This is a genomic window from Enterovibrio makurazakiensis (assembly GCF_050336585.1).
In the GTDB taxonomy this organism is placed as follows: Bacteria; Pseudomonadota; Gammaproteobacteria; order Enterobacterales; family Vibrionaceae; genus Enterovibrio; species Enterovibrio gelatinilyticus.
In genome coordinates, this window is record NZ_JAKJSE010000019.1 from 1 (window position 1) to 23,940 (window position 23,940).

Annotated in this window: 28 protein-coding genes; 11 read left to right on the plus strand and 17 right to left on the minus strand. The window is 47.5% G+C overall.

What is annotated here, in order from left to right; translation table 11 throughout:
• Positions 1 to 342 (minus strand): YicC/YloC family endoribonuclease (locus tag L4D06_RS14815; protein WP_429740232.1); only part of this gene is annotated, 342 nt, incomplete at its 3' end.
• A gap of 235 nt (positions 343 to 577) precedes the next feature.
• On the opposite strand from L4D06_RS14815, the gene rph reads away from it, so the two are divergent.
• Both rph and pyrE read left to right on the plus strand, forming a co-directional pair.
• Complete coding sequence (rph, locus tag L4D06_RS14820; protein WP_274164433.1) at positions 578 to 1,294, plus strand: ribonuclease PH; 717 nt, start codon at positions 578 to 580, stop codon at positions 1,292 to 1,294.
• Positions 1,295 to 1,383: 89 nt separating this feature from the next.
• Positions 1,384 to 2,025 carry an orotate phosphoribosyltransferase gene (gene pyrE / locus L4D06_RS14825; RefSeq protein WP_429740233.1) on the plus strand — a complete coding sequence of 214 codons (642 nt, stop codon included), beginning with the start codon at positions 1,384 to 1,386 and terminating at the stop codon, positions 2,023 to 2,025.
• A 68-nt stretch (positions 2,026 to 2,093) separates the two neighbouring features.
• Here pyrE and slmA read toward each other — a convergent pair whose 3' ends face one another.
• The 3 genes from slmA to coaBC form a co-directional block, all read right to left on the minus strand.
• Positions 2,094 to 2,684 (minus strand): nucleoid occlusion factor SlmA, encoded by a 591-nt coding sequence (slmA, locus tag L4D06_RS14830; protein ID WP_274164435.1) that lies wholly within the window; start codon positions 2,682 to 2,684, stop codon positions 2,094 to 2,096.
• Positions 2,685 to 2,891: 207 nt separating this feature from the next.
• Positions 2,892 to 3,347, minus strand: coding sequence for a dUTP diphosphatase (gene dut / locus L4D06_RS14835; protein WP_274164436.1), 456 nt, complete (start codon positions 3,345 to 3,347; stop codon positions 2,892 to 2,894).
• Between the two features lie 31 nt (positions 3,348 to 3,378).
• Entirely contained in the window at positions 3,379 to 4,605 is a 1,227-nt protein-coding gene (gene coaBC, locus L4D06_RS14840) for a bifunctional phosphopantothenoylcysteine decarboxylase/phosphopantothenate--cysteine ligase CoaBC (RefSeq protein WP_429740236.1), read from the minus strand.
• A gap of 224 nt (positions 4,606 to 4,829) precedes the next feature.
• Here coaBC and radC point away from each other — a divergent pair, with 224 nt between their 5' ends.
• The 5 genes from radC (at position 4,830) to mutM (ending at position 7,588) form a co-directional block, all read left to right on the plus strand.
• On the plus strand, positions 4,830 to 5,504 hold the full coding sequence (gene radC, locus L4D06_RS14845) for a RadC family protein (RefSeq protein ID WP_274164438.1): 675 nt from the start codon (positions 4,830 to 4,832) through the stop codon (positions 5,502 to 5,504).
• Between the two features lie 187 nt (positions 5,505 to 5,691).
• The gene (gene rpmB, locus L4D06_RS14850; protein ID WP_016961892.1) at positions 5,692 to 5,928 is read left to right on the plus strand and encodes a 50S ribosomal protein L28; all 237 of its coding nucleotides are present in this window, start codon (positions 5,692 to 5,694) and stop codon (positions 5,926 to 5,928) included.
• Positions 5,929 to 5,941: 13 nt separating this feature from the next.
• A complete protein-coding gene (gene rpmG / locus L4D06_RS14855; RefSeq protein WP_002535344.1) occupies positions 5,942 to 6,109 on the plus strand; it encodes a 50S ribosomal protein L33 in 168 nt (55 codons plus the stop codon).
• Between the two features lie 155 nt (positions 6,110 to 6,264).
• The gene (locus L4D06_RS14860; RefSeq protein WP_429740256.1) at positions 6,265 to 6,774 is read left to right on the plus strand and encodes a hypothetical protein; all 510 of its coding nucleotides are present in this window, start codon (positions 6,265 to 6,267) and stop codon (positions 6,772 to 6,774) included.
• Between the two features lies 1 nt (position 6,775).
• Positions 6,776 to 7,588, plus strand: coding sequence for a bifunctional DNA-formamidopyrimidine glycosylase/DNA-(apurinic or apyrimidinic site) lyase (mutM, locus tag L4D06_RS14865; RefSeq protein ID WP_429740257.1), 813 nt, complete (start codon positions 6,776 to 6,778; stop codon positions 7,586 to 7,588).
• 72 nt (positions 7,589 to 7,660) lie between these two features.
• Here mutM and coaD read toward each other — a convergent pair whose 3' ends face one another.
• Positions 7,661 to 8,161 (minus strand): pantetheine-phosphate adenylyltransferase, encoded by a 501-nt coding sequence (coaD, locus tag L4D06_RS14870; RefSeq protein WP_274164441.1) that lies wholly within the window; start codon positions 8,159 to 8,161, stop codon positions 7,661 to 7,663.
• Between the two features lie 180 nt (positions 8,162 to 8,341).
• Between coaD and L4D06_RS14875 the strand changes: the two genes are divergently transcribed.
• The gene (locus L4D06_RS14875) at positions 8,342 to 9,379 is read left to right on the plus strand and encodes a glycosyltransferase family 9 protein (RefSeq protein WP_429740259.1); all 1,038 of its coding nucleotides are present in this window, start codon (positions 8,342 to 8,344) and stop codon (positions 9,377 to 9,379) included.
• A 2-nt stretch (positions 9,380 to 9,381) separates the two neighbouring features.
• Here the strand turns inward: L4D06_RS14875 and L4D06_RS14880 are convergent, their stop codons facing one another.
• Together L4D06_RS14880 and L4D06_RS14885 are read right to left on the minus strand one after the other, a co-directional pair.
• On the minus strand, positions 9,382 to 10,164 hold the full coding sequence (locus tag L4D06_RS14880; protein ID WP_429740261.1) for a glycosyltransferase family 2 protein: 783 nt from the start codon (positions 10,162 to 10,164) through the stop codon (positions 9,382 to 9,384).
• Complete coding sequence (locus tag L4D06_RS14885) at positions 10,161 to 11,219, minus strand: glycosyltransferase family 9 protein (RefSeq protein ID WP_429740263.1); 1,059 nt, start codon at positions 11,217 to 11,219, stop codon at positions 10,161 to 10,163. The genes L4D06_RS14880 and L4D06_RS14885 overlap by 4 nt, the downstream gene beginning before the upstream one ends.
• A 130-nt stretch (positions 11,220 to 11,349) precedes the next feature.
• On the opposite strand from L4D06_RS14885, the gene L4D06_RS14890 reads away from it, so the two are divergent.
• Entirely contained in the window at positions 11,350 to 12,063 is a 714-nt protein-coding gene (locus L4D06_RS14890; RefSeq protein ID WP_429740265.1) for a 3-deoxy-D-manno-octulosonic acid kinase, read from the plus strand.
• A gap of 22 nt (positions 12,064 to 12,085) precedes the next feature.
• Here L4D06_RS14890 and waaA read toward each other — a convergent pair whose 3' ends face one another.
• The 10 genes from waaA to rfaD all read right to left on the minus strand — a co-directional run bounded on the left by waaA (position 12,086) and on the right by rfaD (position 21,783).
• Positions 12,086 to 13,360, minus strand: coding sequence for a lipid IV(A) 3-deoxy-D-manno-octulosonic acid transferase (gene waaA, locus L4D06_RS14895; protein ID WP_429740267.1), 1,275 nt, complete (start codon positions 13,358 to 13,360; stop codon positions 12,086 to 12,088).
• A 78-nt stretch (positions 13,361 to 13,438) separates the two neighbouring features.
• Positions 13,439 to 14,734, minus strand: coding sequence for a 3-deoxy-D-manno-octulosonic acid transferase (locus tag L4D06_RS14900; protein ID WP_429740269.1), 1,296 nt, complete (start codon positions 14,732 to 14,734; stop codon positions 13,439 to 13,441).
• Positions 14,735 to 14,750: 16 nt separating this feature from the next.
• Positions 14,751 to 15,152: a GtrA family protein gene (locus tag L4D06_RS14905; protein WP_429740271.1), complete on the minus strand. Its 402-nt coding sequence runs from the start codon at positions 15,150 to 15,152 to the stop codon at positions 14,751 to 14,753.
• Positions 15,152 to 16,102 (minus strand): glycosyltransferase, encoded by a 951-nt coding sequence (locus L4D06_RS14910; RefSeq protein ID WP_274164449.1) that lies wholly within the window; start codon positions 16,100 to 16,102, stop codon positions 15,152 to 15,154. Before L4D06_RS14910 ends, L4D06_RS14905 begins: the two co-directional genes overlap by 1 nt.
• A gap of 70 nt (positions 16,103 to 16,172) precedes the next feature.
• Positions 16,173 to 17,051 (minus strand): hypothetical protein, encoded by an 879-nt coding sequence (locus tag L4D06_RS14915; protein WP_429740273.1) that lies wholly within the window; start codon positions 17,049 to 17,051, stop codon positions 16,173 to 16,175.
• 84 nt (positions 17,052 to 17,135) lie between these two features.
• Positions 17,136 to 18,188 carry a glycosyltransferase family 9 protein gene (locus L4D06_RS14920; protein ID WP_274164451.1) on the minus strand — a complete coding sequence of 351 codons (1,053 nt, stop codon included), beginning with the start codon at positions 18,186 to 18,188 and terminating at the stop codon, positions 17,136 to 17,138.
• On the minus strand, positions 18,178 to 19,233 hold the full coding sequence (gene waaF, locus L4D06_RS14925) for a lipopolysaccharide heptosyltransferase II (RefSeq protein ID WP_274164452.1): 1,056 nt from the start codon (positions 19,231 to 19,233) through the stop codon (positions 18,178 to 18,180). Before waaF ends, L4D06_RS14920 begins: the two co-directional genes overlap by 11 nt.
• Positions 19,234 to 19,235: 2 nt before the next feature.
• Positions 19,236 to 19,850 carry an acyltransferase gene (locus tag L4D06_RS14930; RefSeq protein ID WP_274164453.1) on the minus strand — a complete coding sequence of 205 codons (615 nt, stop codon included), beginning with the start codon at positions 19,848 to 19,850 and terminating at the stop codon, positions 19,236 to 19,238.
• The gene (gene lpxM / locus L4D06_RS14935) at positions 19,831 to 20,772 is read right to left on the minus strand and encodes a lauroyl-Kdo(2)-lipid IV(A) myristoyltransferase (RefSeq protein WP_429740276.1); all 942 of its coding nucleotides are present in this window, start codon (positions 20,770 to 20,772) and stop codon (positions 19,831 to 19,833) included. The genes L4D06_RS14930 and lpxM overlap by 20 nt, the downstream gene beginning before the upstream one ends.
• Before the next feature lie 66 nt (positions 20,773 to 20,838).
• Entirely contained in the window at positions 20,839 to 21,783 is a 945-nt protein-coding gene (rfaD, locus tag L4D06_RS14940; protein WP_274164455.1) for an ADP-glyceromanno-heptose 6-epimerase, read from the minus strand.
• Positions 21,784 to 21,887: 104 nt separating this feature from the next.
• Between rfaD and L4D06_RS14945 the strand changes: the two genes are divergently transcribed.
• Positions 21,888 to 22,535 (plus strand): TetR/AcrR family transcriptional regulator, encoded by a 648-nt coding sequence (locus L4D06_RS14945; RefSeq protein ID WP_274164456.1) that lies wholly within the window; start codon positions 21,888 to 21,890, stop codon positions 22,533 to 22,535.
• Between the two features lie 203 nt (positions 22,536 to 22,738).
• Complete coding sequence (locus tag L4D06_RS14950; protein ID WP_429740279.1) at positions 22,739 to 23,935, plus strand: glycine C-acetyltransferase; 1,197 nt, start codon at positions 22,739 to 22,741, stop codon at positions 23,933 to 23,935.
• Positions 23,936 to 23,940 lie beyond the last annotated feature (5 nt).

Below are 23,940 nucleotides of genomic sequence, written 5' to 3' on the forward strand. Positions count from 1 at the left end.
GCCCGGCCATTGCAGGACTTGGAAAGGACCGATATTGCCTTCACCTGAGGTCTCTTTGACCCACTTGGCGGCGTGAATAACCTGTTTTGCCAACTCTTCGTTGATTTTCAACTCTGTGTTTGCAGAAGCATTGGCTTCAAAGCGCAGGTTACATTCGACTTTGCCGCGAGCAAGGCGCTGGCGGAAACGTTCACGAATGATTGGTTCAAGGCCACGGAACTGCTCTGGCATGCGGATGTAAGTTTCTAGGTAACGTTGGTTTACCGAACGGATTTCCCAAACGGCTGTGCCCCATGTGCCTTTTACTTCGCGGCGGGCGTAGGCAGTCATACTGTGGATCATTGATATTCACTCATTTATCGATGTTGCTCTGATTATACGCAGTTGTTCGCCTTCTTGTTAGTCTGTTCTTATTAACCATGAGAGCAGATGTTGAAGAAAAAAGCGCCGGAGCTAGGTTTGTGTTAGCGCGGCCTAGGTGAAGTCGCTATAATCGCTGGTTAACGAAATTCAGTCGCGCTTACACAACGACTGTACAGCTATAGCACAACTACAGCACAATTAAAGGTGGAACAATATGCGTCCTAGCGGAAGAGAAGTTGGTCAAATTCGTCCAGTTACCATGACACGTCATTTTACCGCACATGCGGAAGGCTCTGTTCTGGTGGAGTTTGGCGACACGAAAGTTATCTGTACCGCGACCGTTGAAGAAGGCGTGCCACGTTTTCTTAAAGGGAAGGGCCAAGGTTGGATCACTGCTGAATACGGCATGTTGCCACGTGCGACCCACACTCGTAACCGTCGTGAAGCGGCGAACGGTAAGCAAGGCGGTCGCACCATGGAAATCCAGCGTCTGATCGCACGTAGCCTCCGCGCTGCAGTGAACCTTGATCAACTGGGTGATTTCACAATTACCGTTGACTGTGACGTTATTCAAGCTGATGGCGGCACGCGTACTGCGTCTATTTCAGGTGCAAGCGTGGCAATGGCCGATGCACTGAATAAGCTGGTTGCTGAAGGAAAACTGAAAGCGAACCCAATGAAAGGTCACGTTGCTGCTGTGTCTGTCGGTATCTTTGAAGGCACGCCAATTTGCGACCTTGAGTATGTTGAAGATTCTGCCGCTGAAACTGACATGAACGTGGTGATGCTGGAAGATGGCCGCATGATTGAAGTGCAGGGCACCGCAGAAGGCGAACCGTTCACGGCGGAAGAATTGAATGCCATGCTGGCTCTGGCCAATAAGGGCATTGAAGACATCATCGTGATTCAGAAAGCATCGTTAATTGATTGATGAAAGAGCGGCTTCTATTGGAGCCGCTTTTTTTTAACCAAAATACACAAGTAACGGCCAGAAAGCCGAAGAGTGAGTCAGGAGAAAAAATGAAAGCCTATCAGCGTCAGTTCATCGAGTTTGCATTGGAAAAACAAGTTTTGAAATTCGGTGAGTTCACCCTGAAGTCAGGTCGTAAGAGCCCATACTTCTTTAATGCAGGTCTATTTAACACGGGTCGTGATTTGGCGCGTCTTGGTCGTTTCTATGCAGAAGCGCTAGTGGACGCGAACATTGATTACGATTTGTTGTTTGGCCCTGCGTACAAAGGTATTCCTATCGCAACCACCACGGCGGTTGCTTTGGCTGAACACCACGATATTGACACGCCATATTGCTTTAACCGTAAAGAAGCGAAAACCCATGGCGAAGGTGGCAACCTTGTCGGTAGCGCGCTTGAAGGCCGCGTGATGCTTGTTGATGATGTGATCACTGCGGGTACTGCCATTCGTGAATCGATGGAAATCATTCAAGCGAACGGCGCTGATTTGGCGGGTGTATTGGTCGCTATTGACCGCCAAGAGCGCGGTAAAGGTGAGTTGTCGGCCATTCAAGAAGTTGAACGCGACTTTGGTTGTAAAGTGGTGTCTATTGTTAGCTTGGGCGACTTGGTGACTTACCTTGAAGAGCAAGGTGGTAACCCTGAACATCTTGATGCGGTAAAAGCTTACCGCGCTGAATACGGTATCTGACTTTCCTGTGCCACAGAAACGCAAAAGGCTGCATGATGCAGCCTTTTTTAATGCTTTTCGCGACTCAATTAGTCCAGTTGTGCGCTCAATAGCAGCCAGTACTGATCAAAGTCAGCCGTTGGCGGGTATTTGAAGCTCGAACGAACAAAGCGGTTTAAGCTACCTTCTACTTGCCCTAGTAACTGCGCAGCAAGAATAGATTCTTCAACCGGAAAGCCTTTACCTTCACGAAGGCGACGCTCACGAAGTATTTGTCGTAGCTGACTTTCTATTTTTTCAAACAACTGATTAATGCGACCTTGCAGGCGGTCTTGTTCGAACATGAGCGCATGGCCTGTCATGATTCGGGTTAAACCTGGGTTGCGTTCACCAAACACCAAGAGAAGCTGCAACGTCAGACGAAGACGCGTCAGGGTGTCTTTTTCTTCGCTTTGAATTCGATTGATACGGGTGAACAGTGATTCTTCAATGAATTCAATCAACCCCTCAAACATGCGCGCTTTACTCGGAAAGTGGCGATATAGCGCGGCTTCCGATACACCAACCTGAGCCGCAAGTTTGGCGGTTGTAATCCGTTGACTGCCCTGATTAGACTCCAGCATGTGAGCGAGAGCCTGAAGAATTTCTTCGCGGCGGTTTTGCTTTTTTTGGACAGCCATGAATAGATGTTTCCTTTGTTGTTATCGGGGTCTCGGACCCAAAATCTCGGCTGAAGGGTCTCTATTTTAGCGGTGCGCCATCTGTATTAAAAGGATAATGCACCTTTGGGATTGTCGACGCACATAAGAATGTTAGAAAGCGTGAATAAGACGTTAAAAACGCCGCAGATTGGCGGCGTATCTATGTATTACACACTGAAATTGCTGCTATTTTGTACCAGAGTGTCCAAAACCACCGGCACCACGCTCTGTGGCATCAAAATCTTCAACAATATTAAACTCTGCTTGAACAACAGGGACAAATACCAGTTGCGCAATACGTTCGCCCGGCTCGATAGTGAATGTGGTGTTGCCACGGTTCCAGCAAGAAACCATCAACTGACCTTGATAATCTGAGTCGATAAGGCCCACCAAGTTGCCTAGCACGATGCCGTGTTTATGCCCTAAACCCGAACGCGGCAAAATAGTCGCAGCCAGTGACGGATCGGCGATATGAATCGCGAGCCCCGTTGGCAGTAGTTCGGTTTGCCCCGGCTCCAGTGTTACTGGTGCGTCCAGAATTGCGCGTAAGTCCAATCCTGCAGAACCTTCAGTGGCGTAAGCGGGAAGCGGGAATTCATTGCCGACGCGTGGGTCGAGAATTTTCAGGTCAATTTTTTTCATTTTGTTTTCCAATGATTGTTTTCCACTGAATTTATTTGCTGGCATTAAATAGGGTAGTAATTTCGCTAACCAATTGGTTGCCAATGTCAGCCTTGCTGGCAAGCGGTAACGGTTTATCACCGTTTGGCCAATAAAGGTGCAAGGCATTTTGATCGCTGTTAAAGCCTTGGCCTTCGCGAGACACATCGTTGGCGCAAATGAGATCAAGATTCTTCTTGGCTAATTTACCGCGAGAATATTGTTCCACATCTTGGGTTTCAGCCGCAAAGCCCACGGTGAAAGGGCGTTGTTGAGTCATGGCTGCAACAGAGGCAACAATGTCAGGGTTTTTCACCAACGCGATGCTCATTTCATCATGACCATCTGTTTTCTTCATTTTCTGCTCAGCGACATGAGCAGGTCTGAAATCCGCCACGGCGGCACAGGCAATGAATATTTGATGTGACCCCGCATGTTGTTGAACTGCGTCGTACATATCTTCTGCACTTTGCACATCGACACGTGAGACGTTAGCAGGCGTTGGCAAGTTCACTGGGCCGCTCACGAGTGTCACCGTTGCCCCGCGCTTCGCCGCCGCTTGTGCAATGGCGTATCCCATTTTGCCGGAGCTGTGATTGCTTAGGTAACGGACAGGGTCAATGGCTTCGCGTGTTGGTCCTGCAGTAATCAAAAAAGACGTACCCGTCAGATCGCCCTCAGAGAAATGGTCTTCTACCAATGCCACCAATTGAAGTGGCTCTAGCATTCTGCCTGGGCCAACATCGCCACACGCTTGCTCACCACTCGCAGGCCCCCAGATTGGATAGTCCCGGCGTTTAAGCGTCGCGAGGTTTTCTTGGGTCGCGACAGCACGATACATCTGCTGATTCATCGCGGGTGCAATCGCAACGGGGGCATCGGTTGCAAGGCAAAGTGTGGTGAGTAAGTCGTTCCCCATGCCAGCAGTGACGCGAGCGATTAAATCTGCTGTTGCTGGTGCAAGAACCACTAAGTCTGCCCACTTGGCAATTTCGATGTGTCCCATCGATGCTTCTGCGGCTGGGTCGAGCAAACTATCAGCCACAGGGTGACCGGACACGGCTTGCATGGTGAGAGGGGTGATGAATTCTTTTGCTGCGTGCGTCATGACAACACGGACATCTGCACCACGTTCAATGAGGCGGCGAGTAAGATCTGCACATTTATACGCGGCAATACCACCGCCTATGCCTAACACGATGCGTTTTCCTGTTAGGGATTGGGTAATTTTCTGAACCATAACCAAGTAAGCCTACGAAGTAATTAAGAGAAAGATAACATAAAAGACCGCCTAATCACGTGTTGTACTCAGAGGATTGTGAAAGCAGAGGTACCACAAATTGAAATGTAATAAAGAAGCTACTCATAAAATGTCTTACACGCATTAATCGCACGCTGATAAGCGATGGGTTGCTTAAAAGTACGTCAGAGATGAGGCTGCCTTTTTAATTGTGAGGCTTGGTCATGTCATTGAAGGATTTGCCGCAAGATTGCCGTCCGAGAGAAAAATTATTGGCCAAAGGGCCTGAGTCATTAACGAACGCGGAATTGTTGGCCATTTTTCTTCGTACTGGCGTATCAGGCATGAATGCGATTGAACTGGCAGGTTATCTGCTGGAGGATTTTGGCTCTTTGCGGAAGCTAATGCAGTCAGACTTAGCGCAATTTAGCCAAAGAAAAGGGCTGGGATCGGCAAAATATGCACAAATGCAGGCGGTTTTGGAGCTGAGTAAGCGACATTTTAAAGAAATTATGTCTTATGAAGATGCGCTAACGAGCCCCTCTCATACGGCGAGATATCTCTCTGCACAATTGCGTGACAGACCCCGAGAAGCCTTTCTGGTCCTGTATTTAGATAACCAAAATCGACCTATTTCAGATGAGATTCTTTTCGAAGGAACCATCAATGCAGCAGGGGTCTATCCTCGAGAAGTTGTGCGTCGTGCGCTGGAAGTGCATGCAAATGCGGTGATTTTGGCTCATAATCACCCATCTGGTATTGCCGAACCAAGTCCTGCCGACCGTCATATAACATCACGCATTGCGGATGCTTTGTCGTTAGTGGATATCAGGCTGCTCGATCACATGGTGATAGGCGATGGAGAAGTTGTCTCCTTTGCTGAACGCGGCTGGATATAAGCTTTTCAGGTAAAAGCTGCTAAAAAACGATCAAATAAATGACAAAAGGATCTGCTCGGGACTTGAGCAATGCAAATACAGTTAGTATAATGCGCCACCTTTGATAGCCTTGACCTAGAGCCTGACCTTGTTTGCAGGACTGGTGGACAAGGTTGATATCGAGCTGAAACGATTTGGAGAGACATTCATGTCACGAGTATGCCAAGTAACTGGCAAGCGTCCTGTAACGGGTAACAACCGTTCGCACGCACGTAACGCCACCAAGCGTCGTTTTCTGCCGAACCTGCAAACTCATCGTTTCTGGGTAGAAAGCGAAAACCGCTTCGTTAAACTGCGTCTTACCCCTAAAGGTATGCGCATCATCGACAAGAAAGGCATTGATGCTGTTCTTACAGACATCCGCGCCCGTGGTGAGAACGTTTAAGAGGATTTAAAGAATGGCTAAAGGCATTCGTGAGAAGATCCGTCTAGTATCATCTGCTGGTACAGGCCACTTCTACACTACTGATAAAAACAAACGTAACATGCCGGGCAAATTTGAGATCAAGAAATTTGATCCAGTTGTTCGTCAACACGTTATGTACAAAGAAGCTAAAATCAAGTAATTGGTTTTTTGCTTTGCTAAAAAAACTCAGCTTAGGCTGGGTTTTTTTATACCTGTAATTTGAGACATTCATCTGCAGGTTGCTTGGGCATATCACTGTAAATCAGTCACTTCCACATATACACTTTAGTCATGTCCAATCGCTGTGAGCGCACTATGGCAAAACCATCCCGTCGTACTTTTAACAATTTCCTGATCATCGGCATTCTTTTCTTTTTTATGATGATGCATTTGCCCGATTATATTCGCACTAAACTGGCGGAAGGTGAGCAAAGTCAGCATGTTGAACAGGTACTGCCCGAAGGTGTGATTGCTTTAATGCCGGATGATGTGTCGGTACTTTCTCTTAAGTTCCCAACGTTTACGCTAACTAACGGCACACCTTGGCAAACAGATAAGCGATTGGATGTTTCAGCTACCGAATTGGCCAATCGCTGGTTAAATCTATCCGGTACAGAAATCGATACCGAAACCTATAACAAGCTTAAGCCGAGTTTGCGCTCTCTTGCCACGCTAGTGGTCGACCGTGGTCAGCACATGGAGCCTTTGCGCTTAACCTATTACCAACTTCCTCAATTTTGGCTCATCCAAAATTGGGAAAACCGTTGGCTTGCGGTGTCGGTTGATCAACACTACCTGTTCCCATTCGACAGCCAGAATCAATAACATGCCAGAATTACCGGAAGTTGAAGTCAGCCGCATGGGGATAAGGCCGCATGCGGAAGGCCAAACGGTCACCAAAATTGAAGTGCGACAACCTAAGCTGCGGTGGTTAGTGCCAGAAGAGTTACATGACATGGAAGGTCAGGTAATTCGTAGCGTTTCGCGTCGCGCTAAGTACCTGATTTTGGAAACGGACGTGGGCTACGCACTGGTGCATTTGGGCATGTCAGGCAGCTTACGGGTTATCCCTGAAGGCGTACCGCCGGCAAAGCATGATCATGTCGATTTGCACTTAAGCTCGGGTGAGATGATCCGCTACAACGATCCGCGTCGTTTTGGTGCTTGGCTCTGGCAACCGAATGATGGCTCAGACCACCCTGTATTGGGGAAATTAGGACCTGAGCCTCTAACCGATGATTTCACGGGTGAGTACCTGTTTGAGCGAAGCCGAAACAAGCGCACGCCTATCAAGCAATTCATTATGGATAATGCGGTGGTGGTGGGTGTGGGTAACATTTACGCCAATGAATCACTGTTTATGTCTCGCATTCACCCACAACGCCAAGCCGGTCAGCTAAACCAAGAAGAGGCGAATCGCTTTGTGGCGGACATTAAGTCGGTGTTAGCGACGGCGATTGAGCAAGGCGGCACAACGCTAAAAGATTTTAAGCAGGCAGATGGTAAGCCGGGGTATTTTGCACAAGAACTTCAAGTGTATGGCAACCAAGGAAAGCCTTGCCCAGTGTGTGGTACTGAACTTGAAAGCGTGAAGCTTGGACAGAGAAACACGGTGTTTTGCCCCGACTGTCAGGTTTAATCAGACAACGCCGAGAAAGCGCATCAAAAAGCCCGCTGCGATAGCGGGTTTTTTGTGTTTGTTAGCGTTAGCTTATTCCGGCTTTTTGAGCACCGTTTGCATCGCTTTCAGTACCGATGGGTGCACAAAGCCACTGGTGTCTCCACCGTGTAGGGCGACTTCTTTAACCAATGTTGAAGAGATAAATGAATTTTCTTCAGAGGGCGTCAGAAAAACGCTTTCTAGCTCAGGCATCAAACGGCGATTCATGTTGGCGAGCTGGAATTCGTATTCAAAATCCGACACGGCACGTAGACCACGAACCAAAATATTGGCCTGATACTGTTTGGCGAAATCGACCAGTAAGCCAGAAAACCCCACTACCGTGACGTTATCGAGGTGTTTTGTCACTTCTTTGGCAAAGGCGACACGTGCTTCAAGCTCAAACAAGGGTTTTTTGCTTGGGCTTGCTGCAATTCCCACGATGACTTCATCAAACATGGACGCGGCACGGCTAACGATTTCGGTGTGACCGTTGGTGATTGGATCAAAGGTGCCTGGGTATATAACCCGAGTCAGGGATTTCTTGCTCACAGATTTTTCCTGCCATCTTTTATACTGGCGACATGCTACCAAAATATCATGTGTTTTTGGTGAACATAATACGCAAGCGCATCGAAAATAAGGTTCTGCCCTCTAGCCTACTACCTCGCTATGGCTTAATCAGTACTATTCGGTATGATCGGTATTAAGAACCGTAAACTAGGGCACAAAATGAAAAAAATCCTTGTCATTCGCAACGATAAAATCGGTGACTTCATGTTGGCGTGGCCTGCTTTTGCCATGTTGAAGCAATCGCAGCCAGATGCTGAAATCACTGCACTGGTACCGTCATACACCAAAGCGCTTGCGGAATTGTGCCCATCAATTGATAAGGTTTTGGTAGATTGTGGGAAAGGGTCGGACACATTGAGTAAAAAAGCGCTGATGACCGAGATTAAAGCGCAACAGTTTGATGCCTCAATCTGTTTATTTTCAGATAGCTACAATGCGGCTTTGGTTTGGAAAGCGGGCATTCCGTTTCGTTTAGCGCCGGCAACGAAAATTTCTCAGCTCCTTTATAATCACCGCATCAAGCAACGCCGATCCAAATCGGCAAAACCTGAGTATGAATACAACCTCGATTTGGTGCGTGCTTTCTTGGCGAAACAAGGCATCAAGGCGGTTGAACCCGTTGCGCCTTATTTAGCGTTTGGCGCTGATACGCTTCAAGCTCAGCGCCAAAAGCTGACGACCTTGCTCTCGCTAGAATCAGATAAACCTTGGCTATTTGTTCATGCTGGCAGTGGTGGTTCGGCGAATAACTTATCGCTTGAGCAGTACGCGGCGCTGGTATCAGGTATCGTTCAACAGGTTGCTATGGATGTAGTGTTAACAGCAGGGCCGGGTGAAGAAGAAAAAGCGGCAGAGCTGAAAGCGTTGTTGGCACAAGGTGATGTGAAGTCGGTAATTTACGATAAGAATGATGGTTTACAAGATTTTACGTGTTCAATTGCCTGCGCAAGTGCCTTCATCGCGGGCTCAACCGGGCCGTTGCATATAGCGGCAACGGTGGATGTGCCGACGATTGGCTTTTTCCCTGCGAAACGCAGCGCAACGCCATTGAGATGGCAACCTATCAACAGTAACGGCCGCCACCTTGCCTTTGCCCCGCCTGCAGACAAAAACAAAGACGTGGCGGCAGACATGTCGAAAATCGACGTTGATAGCATCCTGCCTGACGCCTTAGCCTTTCTGCAGCGCGTGCTCTAAGTTTACTGTGCGCGGCTGTCGTTTTCTCTGATCCAAAGGTCGGCGTATTTCACGAACGTTGAGTGCGCCGAGAGCACGGCAATCAAGAAGCCTTGTTTGCCATCGAGAAATCCACGTTTTAGTAAATACATCTTCAAAAAGCAGCCAATCGCGTGAGTGACACCTTGCCCGATGCTGCTTTTCTTCCCTCGCGCCTGACGACCATCTGCCCATGATTTTGCATAGAATGCGGATTTCACAAGGTACTGGTGCAAGTCGCGGTATGAGTAGTGCAGCATGTCGCCGCTCAAGGTTTGTTTCTGACTGCCTTCTGGCTCAATGATTTTTTCGTGAACCAAGGCATCGTTGTAGCCGGTGAACTCGCGAGGGTATAAGCGAACGATTTTATCGTACCAGCCAGAGTGCTTAAGAAAGCGGCCAAATACCCATGTGGTGCGACGGAGCACGAACAGGGTTTTCTCTGGCGGATTTTCTAATACTGTCAGAATGCTGTTTTTCAACGCATCAGTAATGACTTCATCTGCATCAATGGCAAGCACCCAATCTTTGGTTGCATGGCTTTGCGCCAATTGTTTTTGTTTACCAAAGCCCGGCCATTCGGCATTCACAAAGACTTTCGCGCCTGCTTGCTCAGCGATGGCGACGGTATTGTCTGTGCTGCCAGAATCCACCACGATGATTTCATCGACCCAATCTAAGGATGCCAAACACTCTGGCAGGATCTGTTCTTCATTTTTGGTGATGATGATTGCGCTGATTGAGGCGCGTGTTTGATTCTGGCTCATGAGCCGATTTCCTCTTTTTGGATGACTTCATCAAAACGCGAGATCACCTCATCAATGGTTATCCTTTGCATAGCGGTATCGTCTTTCACGCGTGTTCGCCAAGACACTTCATTCGCGGATTTGCCTGTTTCGGCTTCAATCGCCTCTGCATATACGCTCACGACATAGTGTCGCCAGTTGTAAGGCCCGGTTCGTGCGGGATTGTGGTGCGCGTATAAACCAATGACCGGTGTGTTCACGGCATTGGCAAGGTGCGCTGGGCCGCTATCGGGTGCCAAGACTAAATCGGCTTCCTGCTCAAGTGCGAGCAATTGTAGAAGCGTTGTTTTACCAATTAGGTTTTTTACAGGACGGGAGAGTTGGCTCTCTATAGCTTGACCGAGCTCAATTTCAATCTTGCCAGGGCCACCCGCTAAGATGACATCGAACCCTTTGTTGAGTGCATGCTCAATGACACCTGCGTAGCCTTCTGCTGTCCAGTTTTTAAAGGCTTTGCTCGCGGCAGGGGCAACCACGAGGGTCGGCTTCGTGGATAGCTGACCTTTTGCCCATGTGATGTCGTTTTCTGACAGCGGCAGTGTCCATGTCGGTACTTGAGGCTTCAAGCCTAGTGCTTCAGTGAAGGCCATGAAACCGTCTAGCACATGCGGTGATGCTGGCGATGGAACTTTTACATTGGTAAACCACTGCTGCAAATCACTGGCCCGGGTTTTATCAAACCCCAGTTTGTACTTTGCTTTGATCCCAACAGATAACATGCTCGCTCTGATTGCGCTTTGCATATGAAGCAAGGCATCGAAGCGTTGGCCTTTTAACGCTTTCCAGACAGCTTGCATCCCTTTAAAGCCTTGCTTCTTATCAAAAGCAATCACGGTGACATCGGGTAACAACGGTGTAAGAAGGGCGGCTTCGGCTTTCCCTGCTATCCATGTCAGTTGTGTTTCTGGCCATTGCTGGCGAATAGCTTGAACAGCGGCGATGGCATTGCAAACATCGCCAATCGCAGAAAGGCGTAGAATGCAGAGAGACTGTGGTGGGGCAGAAAATAAGGCCATGAGAATGCTTATAGGGTTTTGATGGTTGAAATTATGCAGTTGCCGATCAGCAATGTAAAATGCAACTGCATCGTATCTGTCAGTAATGCTTGAGATACTGAGAAGATAAGACATATTTGAAGGAGCTTGCGTGGATCAGTTAGTCGACAACAACACCCGTATTTGGTTTGACGCGTCATTGTTACGTGAAGATCCTGCGCAATGTTTTGATGTTGAATTCTGGCAGCAGAAAGAGGCAATCATCGGCTCTGCAACAGGGCGTGGCACGACGTGGTTTGTGCAAACTGAGGTGTTGCCTGCTGCGCTTCGTCACTATCGCCGCGGTGGTTTGTTCGGGAAATTAGTTCGTGATAGTTATGCGTTTACAGGATGGGGAAACACCCGCTCGGCACAAGAGTTTCAGTTACTCACCTATCTGCGTGAAAATGGCATATCAGTACCGCGTCCTATCGCAGCGCGTGCGATTCGAGATGGGCTGACCTACCAAGCGGATTTGCTGGTGGAAAAAATCGATGATGCCAAAGATTTGGTCGATATCTTGAAGGAAGCCCCGCTCGACGCTTCCCATTACCACCGGATTGGCGTCATGGTGAGAAAGCTTCATGATGCTGGGGTGTGTCACACTGATCTCAATATCCACAATATTTTGCTCGATGCCACAGGCACGTGCTGGTTAATTGATTTTGATAAATGCGGCAAAAAAGCAGGGGAAGGCTGGAAGGCATCTAATCTCAGCCGCTTGCTTCGCTCATTTCGAAAAGAGCTGAACAAGCGACACATCCAGTGGCAGGAATCAGATTGGGATGCTTTGTTGCTGGGTTATCAAGAGCAAGCAGTTAGATAATCTGGGATCTGCAAATTATTAGTTATTGCTTCTCGGCATCAATCCACGGTGCTATCGCTTCAAGTGTTTTAGCGACCGCGCCACGGTTTCTCTCCACCACATTCAGCGCGGTTTCTCCTGCTTGTTGGCATTTCTCTGGGTTGTTGATGAAACTCAATAGCGCATTGGCAATGTCTGAGGGCGCTTCTTGCACCTCACAAGCGCCGGCTTCAATCAACTGATCGCCAATGACCTGAAAATTAAAGTAGCTTGGGCCTGTGATTTGAGGCTTCCCAAGGGAAGCGGGCTCTAGCAGGTTATGCCCACCCAGTTTCTCACCCATTAAACTGCCTGCCATAAAGGTCACGGTCGACGTGGCAAGTAAGGTCATCATTTCACCCATGGTGTCGCCCAAATACACTTGCGTATTGTCATTAATAGGCTGTGATTGGCTGCGACGTGACAGTGAAAACTCTCTTTGTTCAATCAGTGCTGCGACATCACCGAAACGTTCAGGGTGGCGTGGAACAAGTACCATCAATGCATCAGGCTGTTCAGCCAATAGCGCTTGATGAGCGTCGAGTAAAATCTCGTCTTCGCCAGGGTGGGTACTCGCTGCTACCCATACTGGACGTTGTTTAATTGCTTGCTTCAGCGCGACAACAGCATGGTTAGATTCATCAAATTCAGGTAAATCAAATTTCACTGAGCCTGATACGGAAACATGCTGTGAATTGACGCCAAGTTGAACGAAACGATCAGCATCGTCCTGGAATTGGCAAAGAATGTGGTCGATATTGTTTGAAAGTAGATTGAATAGCGGCTGCACACGCTGATAGCCGCGCATCGACTTTTCCGACAGTCGTGCATTCATCACGATGATTGGGATGCCTGCTTTTTTCACTGCCGTTAAGGTATTCGGCCAAAGCTCGGTTTCCATGATCAACATGGCTTGAGGGTTGACGCGTTTTAAAAAGCTATTCACGGCAAAGGAAAAGTCGATAGGCATGTATCTGTGCTCGACACCATCGCCAAGCTTGCTTGCAATCGCAGCACCTGTTGTCGTGGTGGTGGTGACGAGTATCGAAGCGTCTGGATATGTCTTGCGAAGCGCCAGAATAATCGGTTTTGCGGCAATCACTTCACCGACGGAAACAGCATGAATCCAAATTGGACGTTGGCCTACAAGTGCTGGGGTTTTTCCAAAATGCTCAACCCAGCGCTTACCAACACGAGGTTTCCCATCTTTGGCGCGATAGAGACCCAGAAGAAGAAAAGGGGCAGCGATGAAAAGTAAAAGGGTATAAAGAAGGCGCACACGAAAACCTTGTTTGGAAAACCTGAGGCTAGTTTACAACAAAGGGCTCGAAATCGAGCCCTTTAGCGGAACATTAGCCTATTTCGATAGCCCTTCATCTATCAAGTATTGCTCCACTTGCTCGACGTAGTCGACTTTATACGAGTATTTGTCACTGTCATGCGCGGCAACAAGGTTAACGAGAAGAAAGAAGCCAGCCAAAGCGATGAGGCCTTTATTGAAACGAGTGGGCATTGAGATTCGCCATGTTTCTGCTGACACCATGATGGGGATGAGAGCCAGTGGGAATGTAAGGATCAGATGCCAATATGAAAAGGTAATGGGGGATAGCATAGCGTTGATGATGATGGCTAATACCGTCGCGCCTGCAAACAAGAGCAGCCAATGTGTGTCATCTGCAATCGGCTTGTCGCGTTTAATTATGGGCTTGATGCTCTTCCATGCACGCCAGTTTACTTTTGCGGAGATCACCACGGTTGTCGCGCCTACCACATAAAGTAGTGCCTGCCAGCAATACTGAATAGTCATCTGTAGCCAACTGATGGTGGTGATCCAGTCAAAACTGACATCCGTGATCAGCCGATTTGAAAACATCGTAGAGCCGTAGCGAACCCAATAGAACACAGCTTTAATTACTGGGTAAACATGAACCGCACCATAGCCGATGTAACGATCACTTTCTCGACTGATACTCTCGTTAATCATGTATTCCTGAAAATAGGGAATAAGGGATGCGAGAACAACCATGCCACCAACCATGACACCCGCCCAATTAGGATGTGCCATTTTACGGTAAAGAAGATAGCAAGAGATGACAGCCAATACTGGCCAAGAGTAATGGAACTGCATCGCGCCGCCAATTGCCAATACATGGAGAAAGCTAAAGGCGAAGGAAGATTGCTCTCGAAGTTTAAATGCTGACCAAAAATGCAATGCCGTAAAAAAACACAAATAGGCAGGGTTGTAGAGCAAGCTGTCGTACAAAAGCCATGGGTTCAACCAATAAGCGACCATGAATAGAAAGCGGACCGGTTGGCTGAAGACAGATTTCACTACGGCATCAAGCAAAAAGAATGAGATGACTCGTAGCGCGATAATGGTGAGCATCGGTGCCCAAGGGTTATCCCATAACAAGAGTGGAGCACCGACAATCCAAGCGGATAACGATCCAGGCACATTGCCCACAGCACTAGCAGCGTTGCCAAATGCCAGCCAGACATTTTGATAAGCACCTAGGTAGCCCTTATAGAGCATTTGGGTTTGGTCGCCAGTAAGGATTTGATTACTCGCGTACAACATGGCGAGCATTAAGCCTAAGTAGAATCCAGCACGTTGAAGTGAGGGCGCAAAGCGAGTGAAAAAGTCAGGTGTCATGAAGTATCCGTGCAACCTAGTTTGTTGAGGAGTCTGTTTCTCTATATGTCCAAAATCGGTGAATAACGTAAGTCACCAAGGGGATCATAAACACAACCAGCAAGACGCGTAGATAGCTGTTGGTATCATTGAACAGTTCACTGATCAGTTGTGAGATCACTAACGCAGAGAATTGAACTGCAAAGAAGCGTATTGCATTTTTACGTGACAATGATTGTTTAAACACAAACAGTGATTGTACGAAATACGAAAAACCAAACGCGACAAGGAATCCAAAGAGATTTGCGGTTAGCACATTAGCGGCAAAAAAATGTAGCAACCAGAAGGCAATAGCGACATGTATCAGTGTCGCTAGTCCACCGGTTAAGCCGAAACGTATAATCCGGTATTGAAAAAGCTTTTTCGCGATTGGGTGCACTATCGACGGTCACTCTCGGGTGTTTTTGAATCACTATCGAGGATATATACAGGTCTTCGTTTGGATTCCATGTACAGTCGTCCGATGTACTCCCCCATGACGCCAAGTCCAATTAACTGTATGCCACCAAAGAAAAGAACAATAGTAAGTAGCGATGCATAACCCGGGATATCGACACCAAAAACTAAGGTTTTTATGATGATAGATGCACCCAGTATAAATGCGATAGCCGAGAATATAACACCAAGGTAGAGCCAAACACGTAAGGGCGCAGTACTAAAACTGGTTATCCCTTCCAAGGCAAAATTCCACAGTCGCCAACCGTTAAAACTGCTTTCTCCGGCTGCGCGAGGTTGACGTGCATACTCAACCACTGAGGTTTTGAAGCCCACCCAAGAAAAGATCCCTTTCATGAATCGCTGGTTTTCTGGTAACAGTTGAATAGCCTGAACGACCCGACGGGTGATGAGCCTAAAGTCTCCTACATTGTCAGGAATTTCGACGTCAGCAATGCTGTTGTGAAATTTGTAGAATAAATTGGCGGTGATTTTTTTTGCCAGTGTATCGCTGCTTCTGTCGATGCGCTTGGCGACAACAACGTCATAGCCTTTTTGCCACTCTCTAATAAAGTCATGGATGAGCTCAGGCGGGTCTTGCATGTCGGCATCAATAGGGATGATGACGTCACCTTCGGCATGTTCAAGGCCTGCGGTCAGTGCCGCTTCCTTGCCAAAGTTACGTGAAAGGTTAAGCACGCGAATGTGCTTATCTTTTTCAGCCAGAGCATAGAGCACGGTGAGTGTGTCGTCTCGACTTCCATCGTTAACAAATAACAGCTCATAGCTGAAATTTGTTTCTCCTAATATCTCCGTGATTTTATCTGTGAAGGTGTGGATAACCTCCTGCTCGTTAAAGCAGGGGCATACGATGGAAATAACTGGCTTGGTCATTGATTTCCTCATCCATGTGTCAGTGAACCCATCCGTTAATGCATTCTATCTACCTAAATTGATAAGACTTTTATTGAGTACGTCCTTTATAGTATTGCACTTCTTTAGGTGGGAACACGCGGTCGAGCAATTTATTTACTTTGCCTTTAATGCTTTTTTCTTTGTAGACAGTCGGCAGCGTGCTTAGCTCCAACGTTTGTACTCGAGCTAAATCTTCTTCAAACGATGACCCTGACAATGTTGAAAACATAAAAAAGTCGACGATTTTTGCATTCCAATCCGGCTTGTTGCCCCAGTAATGACCGATTTGATTTTCTGCGGCGGTTAAGATCGAGGAGTGTTTGAGGGCGACAGAAAAAGCGAACTGTTCTACTAAACGTCTAGGGCAATCTGTTTTACAGATTTCATCACATATATCGATGGCAAGCGAAATCGTCTGTTTGGCATGACTACGATGAAGTGCAATGACGCCAGCATTCCACATTTCAGTGTCTTCATTGATGGTGACGCCAGCAAAGGTCTTTCCTTGAAGGGATTTCCACATGTTTCGTGGAGTTTTACTTGTCATCCCACAGAGTTTTCCTTCATTTTCATGCATGAAAGATTGCCCTTGGCTTAGTCCGTTAGCAATGACGTCCATATTCCGCACATAGAAGGTATCTGAGTCAACATAAAGAATGTCTTGCTCGGGGTTACGCAGTGCTGCGGCTTCAATGGCTTTCATTTTTATGCGCCAAAAAAAGTCATCACTTCCACGCCATTCATTCATGATGTTTTGGTCAATCTCGATAACATCAACACTGTCGCCAAAATACTCATAGTATTTTGGGCGATCAGTAACAACACAAACCTTAGAGATAAGGTCACTTTTCAAATAAGTGAGAATGGCAAAAGAAGCTTGATAGTGGTTTTCTAAGCGGTCGCCAAAAGTAAGAAGCGTTAAAATCATTCCGTTTATCCGTAAGTTAACCAACCGCAGAAATAGCGAAGAATGAAAGTACCGCCAAGAAATCAGTCACTTTCATTCATCGTGTTATTTTTCTGCTGTATATGCAGTTGAGATAGTATGAACTATTTGCTCATTGGTAGGAACGGCGCAAGACGCATTCATGACGATATGGTGAATAGGCTCATATCTTGGTGTATATCGGAATGGAACTGTGGCATAGAAAATACCGACAGTGGGTGTGTGCGTTGATATTGCAACGTTTCTTACACCCGTATCCGGCGCTACAACCAGCTGGGCTTTTGCGCAGAATGTGAGTAATTCCTCCAGAGGGATGCATGGCTGGATTGCAAAATTATCGTAGGTCGTTAGGTGTGAAAGAAAGTCACCTTTTTCTGACTCATTGACGCCCTCAAGAAAAACATGCTTAACCTCAGGAAAGGTCTTCACGGCCATTTCCATTAGCGCGATAACCTGATCGTTTTTTAGCACCTTTCTTGGTTGGGATGCGCCATTAAAGTAAACGAAGTAAGGTTGTTCTGAACTGACGAGCTCCGCGTGATCGGGATAACCAAAGTCGAGGCGTTGTGCAGGAATATGGCCAAGTAAGCGCAGCATATCTAGCATCGTTTCGACTTCTGGCTGGAGATCAGAGCGAAATACCGCAGCATTGTATAGTGTGCCTTTGAGCCAAGACTTGTAAGGAAAACCAATCTTTAATTTGGCTTTGTTGAGAATGTTTACCCAGTAAGAGCGGTTAGTTCCCGCCAAATCAAAAATGACATCCTGATCGCCCACTTCGCGAAAGTTATTCATTTTATCGCCGAATGACACTTCCCCTTTACGATCTCTGCCGTGCAGAACGACGGTGCGATCTGCAAGATCGGAAGGCATTCCGTATTGATAGGTAGAAAGAGCGACTAACGTAATTTCCGCATTGGGGAAGAACTTGCGCGCTTCGATCAAGAACGGTCGAGTGATAACTTGATCACCTAAAGCCGCATGTCTAATGACCGCAATTTTTTTGACCTTATTTGGGTCAAATTCATTATTCAAGTAGTGCTTGGCTGCTTTGGATGCGTAAGCGCCTTTTTCAAAGCATGCGTATTTTGATGAAATCTTTGGTTGATTAAATTTCATTGTCTTTCCATCGCGGCGTAGAGATTAAGTCGTGGTATGCGCTAAGTACTTGCTGTGGCATCAGCTTATTGAGGCAATCTAAATGTCCAAGTGGGCATTCTCGTTTGAAGCACGGGCGGCATTTGATGTCGGTGTTAACAATTCTCACTTTATCTGAAAGCGGAGGAGTGTACATGGGGGAGCTTGAGCCATATATCGCTACAATATTGCTGTTGACGGCAGCAGCCACATGCATGAGTCCTGAATCGTTTGAAAACACAGTGTGGCAAGCCGCAAGCAGATCCACCGCATCTACCAATGAAGTCTCTCCGGCTAAATCAAAGCACATTGATTTTTGATGCTCTGAAAGAGCACTAACAATGCTTTCTGTGACTGCTTTGTCTTTGGGACCACCGAATAGACATACTTGGTTGCCTTCGGCGATCAATTGTTTGGCGATGTAGGCATAGTGCTGTTCGGGCCAGCGTTTTGCTGGGCCAAACTCAGCACCAGGGCAGAGGCCAATAATGGGCGAGTGAGAGGCTATACCGAATCGCTGTAGACAGGCAGCTTGATTCTCTTTGTCAACGTTGAGTGCTGGGTTTGATACGCTCTCGATGTCAACTTCCGATAGCATCGCCTGTTTTGTATGTGCGAGAGCAACATAGCGCTCTACCATGTATTGGAAGACTTTTCTGTCTGGTCTTAAATCGTTGAGCAGACCAAATCGAAGTTCTCCTTTCCACCCCGTTCGTTTAGGGATTTTAGCAAATAGCGGGATCAGTGCCGATTTGGCGGAGTTAGGTAACACATAGGCATGATCATAATGTTCTTCACGTAATGATTTGCCCAAGTTCCAACGTTCTGAGAGATTAAACTGACCGTGTCCGACCGGCATTTCAATTGCGTGGTGAATTTCAGGCATACGCTCAATAATGGGTTTGCACCAAGCAGGTGCGAGCACATCAATCAACGCATCGGGATGATGGTCTTTTAAGCGTTTGTAGAGGCTTTGGGACATGACCATGTCGCCTACCCAAGATGGGCCAATTATGAGTATTTTCATGGTTAGTACGTTAACTTCTCATCCCAACAAATGTCAGATTTAATGATTTTAGCTGGGTTACCGGCAGCAATACTGTTTGTGGGAACGTCATGAGTGACTACCGCATTGATTCCAACGACTGAATGATCACCAATATCATTGCCCTTGAGGACAACTGCGCCATCAGCCAACCACACATGTGAGCCTATCGTAATGCTCTTTGCTGGATTGATGCGTTCATTTGCGCAGAGAATGTCATGCCCGTCGCTGGTCATCACTTTGACGTTTCGCGAGAACATACAGTTTTCACCGATAGTGAGTGTCGTGCCATTTTCACGCGCCGAAAGGTAACAGCCCTCTCCAATCACAGAGTGTTTTCCGACAGTGAGGCTGCAGTTGTTGCCATTGATTTCGATATGCACGCCTTTTAGGTTCGCACCATCGTCAATCATTAACTTATTGCCCGTGCCTTTTATCGAAATATGGCACTGTCGGATCCGTGTTGCGGAGGCAACATTGATCGTGTTGCCATTTTTGACTTTCACTTTATTGCGAAGAGTGAAAAGGAGACGATTTAATAGGCCACCTTGTCGGGATGTATTCACGTTAGGTGACCTCTTAATATAGCTGACTACCATCCGGTCTTGATCTGAGCAGATTCATGATCCACATATACTGGCCGGGGTCGGATTCCAAAAACTGTTCAATACGTTCGTTCATCATGCGCGCGTCGGCTTCTTCGCTACCTGTTGGGAACGGTGCGAGTGGTGGTTGCACAATGACTTCAAAATTACCGGTTTCGCGGTTGTATACAGGCATTAGCGGCACGATTTTCGCTCGGCTGAGTTTTGCCAGTTTACCGAGGCCTGAAAGTGTCGCCTTTTGTGTACCAAAAAGAGGCACGAAGACACTGTATTCAGGGCCGTGATCTTCATCTGGCAAGTAATAGCCTAAGAACCCTTCACGTACGGATTTGATAAAAGGTTTCACGCCATCACCGCGCTCGTGGGTACGACCGCCATACTTGAGACGTTGCACATTCATCAACCAATCCACGACTCGGTTTTTTTGCTTTTTCACCATAGCTGCGACAGGTAAGCCACGCGATGCGAGTTGCACGGCAGGGTAGTCAATTGCCCAACTGTGCGGCACGAGTAGAATGACCTTTTCACCATTCTCGACGAGCTCGGTGAGGATTTCCTCGTTACGAAAAAGCGTACGTTTTTCCAAATAGCGTTTGCTGCGCATCATGATGGTGGCAAAGCCAAGCATCACGCATCCTGCATTAATATAGCTTTGTTCAAGAATGGCGAAACGCTCTTCTTCTGTTTTTTCTGGAAAACATTCTTGAAGGTTGACGACGGCACGCTTTTTCGCCCGGTTATTCATTTTAACCAGTCGTTTGGCGAGAAACTCTGCGAATTTGTCACGTAGACGGAAAGGGACAAACGCGAGGATCGCGACAACAAACATCCCTAACCAAGTACCCCAGTAGCGAGGATGCAGGAATGCCCATTCGAATTTGGGTAGATAAGAAGTGTTGCTTGATTCTTGGCTCATAGAGTCGAAACTACAGATAAATCAGAGGTAAGACGAAAAACGGGCCGAGGCCCGTTTTCCTGCCAATTACTTGTTCAGGATTGCCATGTATTCGGCAACACCTTCAGCGACAGTTTTAAACTCTTCGCTGTAACCCGCAGCGCGAACCTTAGTGAGGTCGGCTTGGGTGAAGGCTTGGTAGCGGCCTTTTAGGTGGTCTGGGAACGGGATCTCTTCCACTTCACCTTGGTTGTGGTAGGCGATAACGGCTTCCGCGACAGCGCGGAAAGGTTCAGCGCGACCAGTACCACAGTTGAAGATGCCAGATACGCCGTTTTCAAGGAACCAAAGGTTCATCTTGCAAACGTCGCCAACGTAAACAAAATCACGTTTGAAGGTGTTGCTGCCTTCGAACAGTTTTGGATTTTGACCATCTTTGATTTGGTTGTTTAGGTGGAACGCTACTGACGCCATGCTGCCTTTGTGGTTTTCACGTGGGCCGTAAACGTTGAAGTAACGGAATCCTGTGATTTGCGACAGCGTTTCGCCATGTGCTTCTGCGTCAGCCCAAATACGACGTACATAGTTGTCGAATTGCTGTTTCGAGTAACCGTAAACGTTCAATGCACCTTCGTACGGCTTCTCTTCGATGAAGTCGTGGTCACGACCGCCATAGGTCGCAGCCGAAGAAGCATATAGGAAAGGAATTTCACGCTCTAAACAGAAGTGCAGCAGCTCTTTTGAATACTCGTAGTTGTTGAGCATCATGTATTTGCCGTCCCACTCTGTGGTAGCAGAACATGCGCCTTCATGGAAAATGGCTTCGATTGGGCCGAAATCATCACCCGCCATGATTTGGGTGATAAAGTCTTCTTTGTCCATGTAGTCAGCGATATCTAGATCGACCAGATTGACGAACTTGGTACCGTCTTTTAGGTTATCAACCACTAGAATGTCGTTGATGCCTTGTTCGTTCAGGGCTTTAACAATGTTGCTGCCAATCATGCCAGCGCCGCCAGTCACTATAATCATACTTTTACCTAATATCTGACAATGAGAAGACCCCGCCATCACTCTTGCGGAGGCTATGGTAATATTTACTTTTCCCTTTTGGGCCTGAGGATAGCAGTTTAACCATGAAAACCCGTGATCGCATTATTCATTCTGCATTGGCACTGTTTAACGAGCAGGGTGAACCAAATGTCACTACCAATCACATTGCTGCTGATCTTGGGATTAGCCCAGGAAACTTGTATTACCACTTCCGTAATAAGGAAGAGATTATACACAGTATTTTCGATCAATACGCGCTCGATCTCACGGTGGGCTTTCAACCAGAAGTGCCAGCTGAATCCGATCAACAGCGTCTGCTTGCGTATTTAGATGCCACGTTTCAGTTGATGTGGCGCTACCGTTTTTTCTACGCCAATCTGCCCGATATATTGCGACGTGATGCGGTATTGCAGAATAAATACCTCATCGCACAACAAAGCCTGAAAGCGAACTTATTTACCATGCTGGGGCGATTTCGTGACACTGGCTGGTTAGATATGAAAGACGAGGCTCTGGCGTCGCTGTGCAGCACGCTTAAGCTTGTTGCTTCAAGCTGGATATTTTATCAAAGCGCCCAAGCGCCACAGGCCAAGATAACGCCAGCTGTTATCTATCAAGGTGTTTTGCAAATACTCAATATGGTATCGCCCATGACAACAGACAAGGGGCGAGCAGTTGTTGGCGAGTTAATTGAGCACTACCAACAGCAAATGACAGAGGCATCTGCGTGATCTCTGGCAATAAGATGTGCTAATTCGATAGACGCAACCTTCCTCATAACCCTATTATCAGCCATTATTGTGATATGTAATACTGCATTAGTTTAATGTGGTGGACGTATCAGCTTCACTTGTGCGCGATAAATACTGTGTTATCAGTGCTCTACTGATGGCATGCCTTAAATTTGTTCCTGTTTTCCATGATGGAGTGAGCGATGACTACCGCTTTTTACCAGCAAATCCGCCAACAGCTTGAAGAAGTGAAAGCTGAAGGCCTTTATAAAGATGAACGTGTTATCACGACGGCGCAGCAAGCCAAAATTGCGGTGACATCAGGTGACGAAGTGCTGAACTTCTGTGCCAATAACTACTTAGGTCTGGCGAATCACCCTGCACTGATTGAAGCGGCGCAGAAGGGCATGGACGAGCACGGCTTTGGCATGGCATCAGTACGTTTCATCTGTGGAACGCAAGATGCGCACAAAGAGCTTGAGGAGAAACTCTCTACTTTCCTCGGTATGGAAGACACCATTCTTTATACCTCTTGCTTTGATGCGAACACGGGTTTGTTCGAAACCATCTTGGGCGCAGAAGATGCGATTATTTCTGATGCACTAAACCACGCTTCAATCATCGATGGTGTGCGCCTTTGTAAAGCGATGCGTTTCCGCTATTCGAACAACAACATGGAAGAACTTGAGCAGCAACTGATTGCGGCAAAAGAAGCCGGTGCTCGCAACACGCTTATCGTGACTGACGGTGTGTTCTCAATGGACGGCGTTGTGGCGAACCTGCCAGCGATTTGCGATTTGGCAGACAAATACGGCGCATTGGTGATGGTTGATGACTCTCACGCAGTGGGCTTCATGGGCGCGAATGGCCGTGGTACTCACGAGCATCACGATGTGATTGACCGTATCGATATCATCACCGGTACGCTAGGCAAAGCCATGGGCGGCGCATCAGGCGGTTACACCTCGGGCAAGAAAGAAGTGATTGATTGGCTGCGCCAGCGTTCACGCCCGTACCTGTTCTCGAATTCTCTCGCTCCAGCGATCGTCTCTGCGTCTATTCGCGTGATCGACCTGCTGGAAGAAAGCGGCAATCTGCGTACCCAACTTTGGGATAACGCGAGCCATTTCCGCGCGCGCATGAGCGAAGCGGGCTTTACGCTTTCTGGTGCTGACCACGCAATCATCCCTGTGATGCTGGGCGACGCGAAAGTGGGCGCTGAATTTGCAGAACGCATGATGAAAGAAGGTATCTACGTGGTTGGGTTCTCGTTCCCTGTGGTGCCAAAAGGCCAAGCACGTATTCGTACACAAATGTCGGCTGCACATAGCCGCGAGCAATTAGACAAAGCTATCGATGCCTTTATCAAAGTTGGTAAAGACATGGGCTTGATTGGATAAGCAGT

What these genes read in the sequence shown, in the direction of transcription:
- L4D06_RS14875 (WP_429740259.1), top strand. Translation starts at nt 8,342, where the DNA reads ATGAAAAAAATCCTTGTCATTCGCAACGATAAAATCGGTGACTTCATG.
- L4D06_RS14910 (WP_274164449.1), bottom strand. Translation starts at nt 16,102, where the DNA reads ATGACCAAGCCAGTTATTTCCATCGTATGCCCCTGCTTTAACGAGCAG.
- waaF (WP_274164452.1), bottom strand. Translation starts at nt 19,233, where the DNA reads ATGAAAATACTCATAATTGGCCCATCTTGGGTAGGCGACATGGTCATG.
- L4D06_RS14900 (WP_429740269.1), bottom strand. Translation starts at nt 14,734, where the DNA reads ATGACACCTGACTTTTTCACTCGCTTTGCGCCCTCACTTCAACGTGCT.
- rph (WP_274164433.1), top strand. Translation starts at nt 578, where the DNA reads ATGCGTCCTAGCGGAAGAGAAGTTGGTCAAATTCGTCCAGTTACCATG.
- L4D06_RS14945 (WP_274164456.1), top strand. Translation starts at nt 21,888, where the DNA reads ATGAAAACCCGTGATCGCATTATTCATTCTGCATTGGCACTGTTTAAC.
- L4D06_RS14885 (WP_429740263.1), bottom strand. Translation starts at nt 11,219, where the DNA reads ATGGCCTTATTTTCTGCCCCACCACAGTCTCTCTGCATTCTACGCCTT.
- L4D06_RS14860 (WP_429740256.1), top strand. Translation starts at nt 6,265, where the DNA reads ATGGCAAAACCATCCCGTCGTACTTTTAACAATTTCCTGATCATCGGC.
- L4D06_RS14930 (WP_274164453.1), bottom strand. Translation starts at nt 19,850, where the DNA reads ATGGTAGTCAGCTATATTAAGAGGTCACCTAACGTGAATACATCCCGA.
- dut (WP_274164436.1), bottom strand. Translation starts at nt 3,347, where the DNA reads ATGAAAAAAATTGACCTGAAAATTCTCGACCCACGCGTCGGCAATGAA.
- rpmG (WP_002535344.1), top strand. Translation starts at nt 5,942, where the DNA reads ATGGCTAAAGGCATTCGTGAGAAGATCCGTCTAGTATCATCTGCTGGT.
- L4D06_RS14880 (WP_429740261.1), bottom strand. Translation starts at nt 10,164, where the DNA reads ATGAGCCAGAATCAAACACGCGCCTCAATCAGCGCAATCATCATCACC.
- pyrE (WP_429740233.1), top strand. Translation starts at nt 1,384, where the DNA reads ATGAAAGCCTATCAGCGTCAGTTCATCGAGTTTGCATTGGAAAAACAA.
- slmA (WP_274164435.1), bottom strand. Translation starts at nt 2,684, where the DNA reads ATGGCTGTCCAAAAAAAGCAAAACCGCCGCGAAGAAATTCTTCAGGCT.
- mutM (WP_429740257.1), top strand. Translation starts at nt 6,776, where the DNA reads ATGCCAGAATTACCGGAAGTTGAAGTCAGCCGCATGGGGATAAGGCCG.
- rpmB (WP_016961892.1), top strand. Translation starts at nt 5,692, where the DNA reads ATGTCACGAGTATGCCAAGTAACTGGCAAGCGTCCTGTAACGGGTAAC.
- L4D06_RS14915 (WP_429740273.1), bottom strand. Translation starts at nt 17,051, where the DNA reads ATGATTTTAACGCTTCTTACTTTTGGCGACCGCTTAGAAAACCACTAT.
- lpxM (WP_429740276.1), bottom strand. Translation starts at nt 20,772, where the DNA reads ATGAGCCAAGAATCAAGCAACACTTCTTATCTACCCAAATTCGAATGG.
- radC (WP_274164438.1), top strand. Translation starts at nt 4,830, where the DNA reads ATGTCATTGAAGGATTTGCCGCAAGATTGCCGTCCGAGAGAAAAATTA.
- L4D06_RS14920 (WP_274164451.1), bottom strand. Translation starts at nt 18,188, where the DNA reads ATGAAATTTAATCAACCAAAGATTTCATCAAAATACGCATGCTTTGAA.
- L4D06_RS14950 (WP_429740279.1), top strand. Translation starts at nt 22,739, where the DNA reads ATGACTACCGCTTTTTACCAGCAAATCCGCCAACAGCTTGAAGAAGTG.
- rfaD (WP_274164455.1), bottom strand. Translation starts at nt 21,783, where the DNA reads ATGATTATAGTGACTGGCGGCGCTGGCATGATTGGCAGCAACATTGTT.
- coaBC (WP_429740236.1), bottom strand. Translation starts at nt 4,605, where the DNA reads ATGGTTCAGAAAATTACCCAATCCCTAACAGGAAAACGCATCGTGTTA.